This is a genomic window from Streptomyces sp. CB01580 (assembly GCF_001905795.1).
Taxonomy (GTDB): domain Bacteria; phylum Actinomycetota; class Actinomycetes; order Streptomycetales; family Streptomycetaceae; genus Streptomyces.
Genome location: NZ_LIXJ01000027.1, coordinates 158,316 through 164,657, shown reverse-complemented (window position 1 = coordinate 164,657; position 6,342 = coordinate 158,316). Strand labels below are relative to the sequence as shown.

At 72.1% G+C, this 6,342-nt stretch carries 6 protein-coding genes and 1 tRNA gene; 1 reads left to right on the top strand and 6 read right to left on the bottom strand.

From position 1 onward, the window contains the following. Positions 1-76 precede the first annotated feature (76 nt). The 6 genes from AMK22_RS29840 to AMK22_RS29815 form a co-directional block, all read right to left on the bottom strand. Positions 77-964: a Bax inhibitor-1/YccA family protein gene (locus AMK22_RS29840; RefSeq protein WP_073790107.1), complete on the bottom strand. Its 888-nt coding sequence runs from the start codon at positions 962-964 to the stop codon at positions 77-79. Positions 965-1,114: 150 nt separating this feature from the next. After that, the gene (locus AMK22_RS29835) at positions 1,115-1,462 is read right to left on the bottom strand and encodes an ArsR/SmtB family transcription factor (protein ID WP_073790138.1); all 348 of its coding nucleotides are present in this window, start codon (positions 1,460-1,462) and stop codon (positions 1,115-1,117) included. A 250-nt stretch (positions 1,463-1,712) separates the two neighbouring features. Then, entirely contained in the window at positions 1,713-2,153 is a 441-nt protein-coding gene (locus tag AMK22_RS29830; RefSeq protein ID WP_073790104.1) for an ATP-binding protein, read from the bottom strand. Continuing rightward, positions 2,150-3,823: a SulP family inorganic anion transporter gene (locus tag AMK22_RS29825; protein WP_079186464.1), complete on the bottom strand. Its 1,674-nt coding sequence runs from the start codon at positions 3,821-3,823 to the stop codon at positions 2,150-2,152. Before AMK22_RS29825 ends, AMK22_RS29830 begins: the two co-directional genes overlap by 4 nt. Before the next feature lie 77 nt (positions 3,824-3,900). After that, positions 3,901-4,242, bottom strand: coding sequence for a transcriptional regulator (locus tag AMK22_RS29820; RefSeq protein ID WP_073790101.1), 342 nt, complete (start codon positions 4,240-4,242; stop codon positions 3,901-3,903). A gap of 472 nt (positions 4,243-4,714) precedes the next feature. Next, positions 4,715-4,800, bottom strand: a tRNA-Leu gene (locus tag AMK22_RS29815). A 720-nt stretch (positions 4,801-5,520) separates the two neighbouring features. On the opposite strand from AMK22_RS29815, the gene AMK22_RS29810 reads away from it, so the two are divergent. Next, complete coding sequence (locus AMK22_RS29810; protein WP_073790099.1) at positions 5,521-6,291, top strand: ABC transporter ATP-binding protein; 771 nt, start codon at positions 5,521-5,523, stop codon at positions 6,289-6,291. Positions 6,292-6,342: the final 51 nt, after the last annotated feature.

The window sequence follows — 6,342 nt, the reverse complement described above, 5'->3', positions numbered from 1 at the left end:
GTACGGGAACGGCCCGCAGGCGCGGTGCCTGCGGGCCGTTCCCGTACCCGTCACGGGGTCGGTGGGTCTCCGTGCGTCAGTCGTCGCCGCTGAGGATCGAGAGCAGACGCAGCAGCTCCAGGTAGATCCACACCAGGGTCATGGTGAGACCGAAGGCCGCCAGCCAGGACTCCTCGCGGGGCGCGCCGTAGGCGATGCCGTCCTCGACCTGCTTGAAGTCCAGGGCCAGGAAGCACGCACCGAGGACGACCCCGATGACGCCGAACAGGATGCCGAGGCCACCGGAGCGGAAGCCGAGACCGTCACCGCCGCCGAAGACGGCGAACAGCAGGTTGACCATCATCAGCAGCATGAAGCCCATGGCCGCGGCCATGACGAAGCCGTAGAAGCGGCGGGTGACACGGATCCAGCGCATCTTGTACGCCAGGAGCACACCGGCGAAGACGCACATGGTGCCCAGCACCGCCTGCATCACGACGCCGGGGCCGATGTACGTGCTGACCGCGCTGGAGATCACTCCGAGGAAGACGCCCTCGAAGCCCGCGTACGCCACGATCAGCGCCGGGACCGGCTTGCTCTTGAAGGACTGGACGAGCGAGAGGACGAACGCCACCAGGGCGGCGCCGATCGCGATTCCGTACGACTTGCCGAGGTTGGCCGGATCGACCGGCAGCAGGGCCCAGGCGAGAACGGCGCCGAGCACCACGGTGCCCAGCGTGATCGCCGTGCGCGTGACGACGTCGTCGATCGTCATCGCACCGGATCGCGCGGGCGCCTGCGGGGCGCCGTACTGGGCATCCGCCTGGGCGTAGGGGTTGGTGGCGTACGGGTTGGCGGCGGTGCCCTGGGCGTACGGGTTGGCACCCGTGACGGGGGCCCCGGCCTGCGGCGCCGCGTTGAAGCCCGCGTGTCCGTTGTCGCGGCTGAAGCCCCGTCGCGAGAAGACCGGGTTGCTGCTCCTCATCTCACTCCTCCATGGCCACCCTGCGTGGCCTTCCCACAAGAGTAATGGGTAGGCAAAGGATTCAGACTAGTGCCTGAGGAGGATCTTTACCGAACCGAAGGACGACGCGCAGCTCTTTTGCGTACCGTTTCCAAGGCCGTCGGCACCCGTTCAGTCCTGTGGCCTGTCCGGCTCGGTGGCGCGCAGGTCGGCAAGCAGTTCGGCCTGGCCGGCCAGGACCCCGGACAGGATGGTGCGCGCGACCCGCAGGAGCTCCGCCACCTGGGGGTTGGCCAGGGAGTAGTAGACGCCCGAACCCTCCCGGCGCGCGACGACGAGATTGGCCCGCCGCAACACGGCCAGCTGCTGCGAGAGATGGGCGGGCTCGACGCCGATCCCGGCCAGCATCTCGGACACCGCGTGCTCCCGTTCACTGAGCAGTTCGAGCACCCTGATGCGCACGGGGTGCCCGAGCGTCTTGAAGAACTCGGCCTTCAGTTGGTACAACGGCGCGCTCATCGAACCGGCCTCGTGCCCTCGGCCCCGGCCGTCCGGCCGACCCACCGCGGCCATGTGTGTGCCCTGCATCGCGTCCACTCACAACTCTTCGCCATGGGGTCATCCTCGCGCGTCCGCCTGGACGCGCTGACCTCGTCAATTATCGAAACCCGAAACCGGAGGCCCGAAAACGGAACCGGAGCCGCCCGAACCGGCGGCCCGGAAGCCCGGAGACCCGGAACATTCTGACGGGCCACCGCGGGGAGCGGCATCACGGGGCTCCCACGCCCCGCAGGGGCACGGTGACCCAGACACATTTGCCCTGGCCGTCCGGGTCCTCGCGAACGACCGCGGTGCCCGACAGGCCCCGGGTGAGCTCGCTGACCATGGCCAGCCCGCCGACCGTTCCGACGGCCGGTCCGTGCAGCGCGGGCCGGTACGGGTGGCGGTCGTGCACACCGAAGGCGAACGTGTCCGTTCCGGCCGCGTAGTACACCGTCACCGTCGGGGAGAGCACGGCGGCGTGCCGGACGCTGTTGGTGACCAGTTCGCTGAGGATCAGCAGCACCGGGTCGACGCCGGGGTGGCGCGGCCCGACGCCCCACTCGGCCAGCACCTGCTCGGTCGTCTCGCGGGCCATCCGTACGGCGGCGCCCATGGTGGGCAGGGTCAGGACGTGGCGCAGGGGCAGGGCCTCGGGCCGGGCCGTCATGGGGCTTCCTCGGGGACCGCGGCGGGGGCCGGGGCGGTGGCAGCGGCGGCGGGCCGGGCCGGTACGAGACCGGCGTGCTGGAGCCGGGCGCGGGCCGCCACGATGGCCTCGGGGGTGGTGGCGTGGTCCCGGCCGTCGGGCCGGAGCAGGTCGAGGGCGCCGACGGCGTCGAGCGCGCGCCGCTGGCCCGGTCGTATCCCGGAGGCCAGCACGGTGATGCCGCGCCGGTTCAGCTTCTCCACGGCGTCCTTGAGAACCAGTGCGCCGGTGGCGTCCATGGTGGTGATCCGCGACATGCGCAGGATGACGACGCGGACGTCGGCGACCTCGGAGAGTTCGAGGAGGAAGCGGTGGGCGCCGGCGAAGAACAGGGGCCCGTCCATCCGGTAGGCGACGATGTGCTCGGCCAGCAGCTCGTGTTCCTCGTCGCTGTGCTCGCCCGGCAGGTCGGGGCGGAAGTCGACCTGGTCCATCCGCGTCTGGCGGGCCACCGCCCGCAGCGCCAGCGCACCGGCCACCACCAGGCCGATGATCACCGCGTAGACGAGGTCCAGGACGAGCGTGGCGGCGGCCGTCAGGCAGAGGACCACGGCGTCGGAACGGGTGGCGCGGGCCATCGCGCGCAGCGAGCCGACCTCGACCATGCGGATCGCGGTGGCCAGCAGCACGCCCGCCAGCGCGGCCAGCGGGATCTTCGAGACGAGTGGTGCCGCCGCGAACACGATGACGGCCAGGACGGCGGCGTGGGTGAGGGCGGCGAGCCGGGAGCCGGCTCCCGTACGGACGTTGACCGCGGTACGGGCGATGGCGGCCGTCGCCGGGACACCGCCGAACAGCGGGGCCGCCAGGTTCGCGACGCCCTGCCCGAAGAGTTCCCGGTCCGGGTCGTGCCGCTGGCCCACGGTCATGCCGTCCGCGACCGTGGCCGACAGCAGCGACTCCAGTGCCGCGAGGGCGGCCACGGCCACGGCGGGCGCGAGCAGCGAACCGAGCGCCGACACGTCCAGGAAGTCCAGGGAGGGGGCGGGCAGCCCGGACGGCAGGTCACCGATCGGTGTCGCCCCGTCCAGGTCGAGCAGCTGGGCGGTCAGCGTCGCGGCGATCACCGCGACGACGGAGAACGGGACGGCGGGCCGCAGGCGCGCGCCCAGCAGCATCACGGCCGCCACGCCGACGGAGAGGGCGACGGCGGTCCAGTTCGGCGCCCTCACGAACTCCTCGACCGCCCGCCAGGCCACCACCAGGACCTTCTCGCCCTCGGGCTTGGCCACGCCGAGCGCGGCGGGCACCTGCTGGAGCCCGATGACGCAGGCGATGCCCAGGGTGAATCCCTCGACCACCGGCGCCGGGACGTACCGCATGTACTGACCGGCCCTGAGCAGGGCCAGGGCCATCAGGAGCACCCCGGCCAGCAGCCCCACGGTCAGCACGCCGCCGGGCCCGTACTGGGCGACGATCGGGACGAGGACGACGGTCATGGCCCCGGTCGGCCCGGACACCTGGAGGTTCGAACCGCCGAACAGCGCGGCCAGGGCCCCGGCCACCACCGCGGTGGCGAGCCCCGCCTCGGCGCCGAGCCCGGAGGAGACCCCGAAGCCGAGCGCGAGCGGCAGCGCCACGATGGCGACCGTGAGACCGGCGAGCAGATCGCGGCGCGGGTTGCGGCGCATGGCCACGAGGTCGGCGCGGACGGGCAGCAGCGCGCGTACCCGGCCCAGTGATCGTTCGAGAACCGTGCTGACCGTGCTCACGACGCGGCGACCTCGGCTTCCCGTGGTTCGGCCGGCGGTTCGCCGCGCCCGGCCGGCGCCTCGGCCGGGATCCGCCGCGCGGCCCGCATCGGCTCCGCGACGCCCCCGCCCGCGGGTGCGTGCACCGCGGTCGAGCCCTCCCGCGTGGACGTCACGGTCCCGGAGCGGCGCGGGACCGCCGGCCGCCGCGACGGCGCCGCGGGGTCCACCGCGGTCGCCACGAGCGGAGCGCGCACCGGCGTCGGGCCGCGCTGCGGCTTTTCGAGCGCCCTGATGCGTGCCGGGTGACCCGGCATCCGGAAGAACTCGGCTTTCGCCTGGTACAGCGGAACCGGCACGTCCGCGAACCCCCTGTCGAAAACTGTCGGCCGTCGGCCTGCTGTCGGATGTCGGCGTCCCCGCCCCCCGTGTCCCGGGGCGTCCGTCGGTGCGTGGCCCGGGGCGTCGCTCGGCTTCGCCGCGCTCACGGGTCGCGTCGCATCCGCGCGACCACGCGCCGCGAACACTTGCGGATACAACAAAGACAGCATGTAGTGAATTGCATAAATTTGCAATTCACTACAATGTGGCCACGGCGCGGTTCGGCCATCGCGCCGCACACACGCTGCCGCGCCCTCCAACCGCCGTCGGCGAACTGGGCGAGGAGCAGGGCTACGTCCGCCCTCGTGCTCGGGGCGGCGCAGGACGGACGAGGGGAGACCGGAAACAGCGATCCGAGGCGGTGACGGCGGCAGTGCGACAGGGAGCGGAGGCCGAGGCCGTGGGAGACATGTCACCGGGCGATCCGACCCTCGGCCGCCAAGCGCGAAGTGGTGCCCGGAACCGGACTCGAACCGGTACGCCCCCGAGGGGCAGCGAGGTTTAAGCTCGCCGTGTCTGCATTCCACCATCCGGGCCTGGCGCGCGGCTCCGCGTTGGCACATGACCCTATCCGGGGGCTTCCTCCGATCAGCGGACGAGTGGCGCGATGTTGTCTTATTTTATTGACCGTTTGAGGGTGCGTCAGCACTTCCGGGCATGCATCGTCACATGCCTGGGCGGGGTAGTGGGTACGGCGGACGGCAATCCGGATTGACGTAAAGTCGCCGCACCCGGACGGGCGCTTTCCCCAGGTGCGCGCCAGTGGCCGCCACGGCCGCGCCACCGCACCGGCCGGACGGGCGCTGCGCGCGGGTCGGGGCGGACGGGTGGGCGGGGTCCCGTGCCGTGCGTCGCGCGGCGACGCACGGGGCCGCGGCGGGCGAATCCCGGCCCGGCAAGGGCGTCAGCCTCCGGCCCCTCGGCGTCCCCCGTAAGAGGACCTCCGCCGCGCCCGTACCGGCGCCCGGCCCCCGCGTCCACGACACGGAACACGGTGCTCCCGGGGCGGCGGGTTGACGCCCGCGCGCCACCCGGCCCGGCGGGCCGTCTCGGGGTCGATGTCATACCGGAGGAGGACATCGCGCTCCGCCGATGCGACTCAAGACGACCTCGGGAACGGGCACGGGGACTGACGAAACGTGGCGAGGCGGCGGTGAGGATGAAGAGGTCCGAAAACGATCGGACACCTCGAACGCACCTCAGGTACACGACCCCGGACGAAACCCTCGTCCGGAGCCCCGGATCAGGAGATTCCCGTGACCACCACTTCCACCGCACACCGCGTCACCACGGTGGCTGCCCGCGCCACGGATCTGTCGAAGGTCTACGGCGAGGGCGAGACCAGGGTCACCGCCCTGGACCGGGTCTCCGTCGACTTCCCGCGCGGCGAGTTCACCGCGATCATGGGCCCGTCCGGTTCCGGCAAGTCCACGCTGATGCACTGCGTGGCCGGTCTCGACAGCTTCAGCAGCGGCTCGGTGCGCATCGGGGACACGGAGCTGGGGTCCCTCAAGGACAAGCAGCTCACCCAGCTCCGACGGGACAAGATCGGCTTCATCTTCCAGGCGTTCAACCTGCTGCCGACCCTGACGGCGCTGGAGAACATCACGCTCCCCATGGACATCGCGGGCCGCAAGCCCGACGAGGCGTGGATGCGCCGGGTCATCGACATGGTCGGGCTCTCCGAGCGGCTGTCCCACCGGCCGACCCAGCTCTCCGGCGGTCAGCAGCAGCGCGTGGCGGTGGCCCGCGCCCTGGCGTCCAAGCCGGAGATCATCTTCGGTGACGAGCCGACCGGGAACCTGGACTCCCGTTCCGGCGCCGAGGTCCTCGGCTTCCTGCGCAACTCGGTGCGCGAGATGGAGCAGACCGTGGTGATGGTGACCCACGACCCGGCGGCGGCCTCCTACGCGGACCGGGTGATCTTCCTCGCGGACGGCCGGATCGTCGACCAGATGATGCACCCCACCGCGGACGGGGTCCTCGACCGGATGAAGGCGTTCGACGGCAAGGGCCGCACCAGCTGAGCCCCGCCCTCCCGCACGCCCGAGTCCCGCACCTCCCGCACCAGCCCGGAG

Bases quoted from the DNA above. Each gene is read 5' to 3' on its own strand.
- AMK22_RS29840 (WP_073790107.1), bottom strand. From the start codon at position 964: ATGAGGAGCAGCAACCCGGTCTTCTCGCGACGGGGCTTCAGCCGCGAC.
- AMK22_RS29825 (WP_079186464.1), bottom strand. From the start codon at position 3,823: ATGCGCCGCAACCCGCGCCGCGATCTGCTCGCCGGTCTCACGGTCGCC.
- AMK22_RS29835 (WP_073790138.1), bottom strand. From the start codon at position 1,462: ATGAGCGCGCCGTTGTACCAACTGAAGGCCGAGTTCTTCAAGACGCTC.
- AMK22_RS29830 (WP_073790104.1), bottom strand. From the start codon at position 2,153: ATGACGGCCCGGCCCGAGGCCCTGCCCCTGCGCCACGTCCTGACCCTG.